Origin of the sequence: Brasilonema bromeliae SPC951 (assembly GCF_012912135.1) — a bacterium.
Classification (GTDB): Bacteria; Cyanobacteriota; Cyanobacteriia; order Cyanobacteriales; family Nostocaceae; genus Brasilonema; species Brasilonema bromeliae.
The window spans coordinates 1-1955 of the sequence record NZ_QMEB01000403.1; the positions used below are offsets into that span (position 1 = coordinate 1).

The following is a 1955-nucleotide window of genomic DNA, read 5'->3' on the forward strand; positions in this document are numbered from 1 at the left end:
TAATATGGGTGATTCTCATGATGGTAATTCCAAATTAGAACCTGCGAACGCTACCGCGAAGCTCACCCTCCCCGACAAAATCACTCCTAAAAAACCTGTACCTTTAGCAATTGATGTCAAAGACAAAGAAGGAAGACCAATTGCTAATTTCGATACTTTCCAAGAAAAATTGATGCATTTAATCGTCGTGAGTGATGATTTTCAGTCTTTTAATCACATCCATCCCACATACAAAGGAAATGGACGCTTTGAAGTTCAAGCTGATTTTCTCCACTCTGGTAATTACACACTTTTCAGTGATTACAAAGTAGCAGGAAAAGCAGAACAAGTTTCGGTCTTAAAAGCACAAGTTCCAGGAAAAAGTCCAGCTGCATCAGAAATTGATTTAGCTACTACAAAGACTCTTGGTGATACTAAGGCTAATCTAAAATTATCTCAACCTACAATCAAAGCTGGACAAGAAGTTCATCTAATTTTCAACTTACAAGACGCTGCTAACAACCAACCACTGAAAGATTTGAAACCTTATTTAGGAGAAAGAGGACATTTAGTCATCCTCAAGCAGTCATCACCATTGACAGAAGCAGACTACATTCATGCTCATGCATTGAAAAACACTCCAGCAGGAGAAATTCATTTTATCACCAGTTTTCCTCAAGCAGGAAAATATAAAATGTGGGGTCAGTTTAATCGTAATGGCAAAATCATCACTGCTGATTTTTGGGTAGACGTGCAATAGTTATCTCAAATTTCATCTTGATTTCATCATGGTCATATACTTAAGTTTCGCCGTCTCAATTTATGCTTTGATAGTCATTAGAGGCTTTTTAGTTGTGCCACTATGGTATGACTGAAAGTCTGGTTTTATATTAAGAATGAGTGAAATGAGATAATCAGCTATTCTCAGAATCAATCTAATTTGATGAGGAGATTAACCGTGAAATTTCATCTTAATTTCATTTTAATTATCTATAATAAATATTAAAAACATGCTCCTCATGTTTCACAATCCTGACGGGCTTATAGTGATACTGTAAGCCTGTTTTCTTACTGGAGTTTAGACTAACCGATGACAAAATGACTCAGAAGCACTGAGTTGACAAGCTACACAGCTGAAAATATAAAAATTAAAAGGTCAAGCTGACCTTGCTGGTTCTTTCTTGGGTTTAGTAGTAGCCTTTTTAACTATAGGATAACGAATTCTACGCACACGGGGTTTGCCAGTAGTCCACCCAGGGGACTTTCCACGGGGTTTGGGTGCAACAGCAGGTGTACCAATCGCCCCTAAAACTCCACCCATAGCCTGAGCAACCCTTCCTGAAGTCAGTTTAGTCTGTGGCTTTTGCCAGGGTAGAGGATTGTCAGCCACCCTTCGGGAACGCCCGTCGCCTACGGCGGGAAACCCGCCTGCGCCGTGCTGGTCTGACAATATCACGAGCTTTCCCTAGTTGCCAGGTCATCAGTGGTAACAAGTCACTCCAAGACTCACACTGTTCTGGAGTACTTAATTTCGGAAGAGTCCAATGCAAGCTTGCGAGCGCAAATCTATACCAATGATCAACAGTAAAACGTCGCAGGTAGAGTCGCCAAAATTCAGACAATTCAGGCATGTCCATTCCTACCCATGCAAGCCATAAAGGTTTAAATTGATTAACTGCATCTTCATTCAAACGCTGCACTTGAATCAAATCCATTTTTATCTTGGCAGATTGTTGAAAGTGAAAATTACGCCACAAATGCAATCGTAGCAACCCTAACTTTGGATCTTTGAGTTCTACAAATTGATCAGCTGTCCACCAAGTTTGGCTGTCGTTGAGCTTGAATTTATCCCCTTGACGAAGCTGGCACAACCGTACTCTGCATCCCACAACGATAAAGGACGTGTTGGCAGTTTTTCACCGGGAAAGGCAGAGGGCAGAAGGCAGGAGGCAGAAGGAATGTCTCCTGCCCTCTGC

At 41.1% G+C, this 1955-nt stretch carries 3 protein-coding genes; 1 reads left to right on the top strand and 2 read right to left on the bottom strand.

Annotated elements, in window-relative coordinates:
- Positions 1-739, top strand: a 739-nt coding sequence (locus DP116_RS28035; protein WP_169158224.1) for a DUF8832 domain-containing protein, incomplete at its 5' end; no start/stop codon positions are given.
- A gap of 396 nt (positions 740-1135) precedes the next feature.
- Here the strand turns inward: DP116_RS28035 and DP116_RS28040 are convergent.
- Both DP116_RS28040 and DP116_RS29880 read right to left on the bottom strand, forming a co-directional pair.
- On the bottom strand, positions 1136-1369 hold the full coding sequence (locus tag DP116_RS28040) for a hypothetical protein (RefSeq protein ID WP_246275841.1): 234 nt from the start codon (positions 1367-1369) through the stop codon (positions 1136-1138).
- Complete coding sequence (locus DP116_RS29880) at positions 1362-1850, bottom strand: hypothetical protein (RefSeq protein WP_246275842.1); 489 nt, start codon at positions 1848-1850, stop codon at positions 1362-1364. The genes DP116_RS28040 and DP116_RS29880 overlap by 8 nt, the downstream gene beginning before the upstream one ends.
- Positions 1851-1955 lie beyond the last annotated feature (105 nt).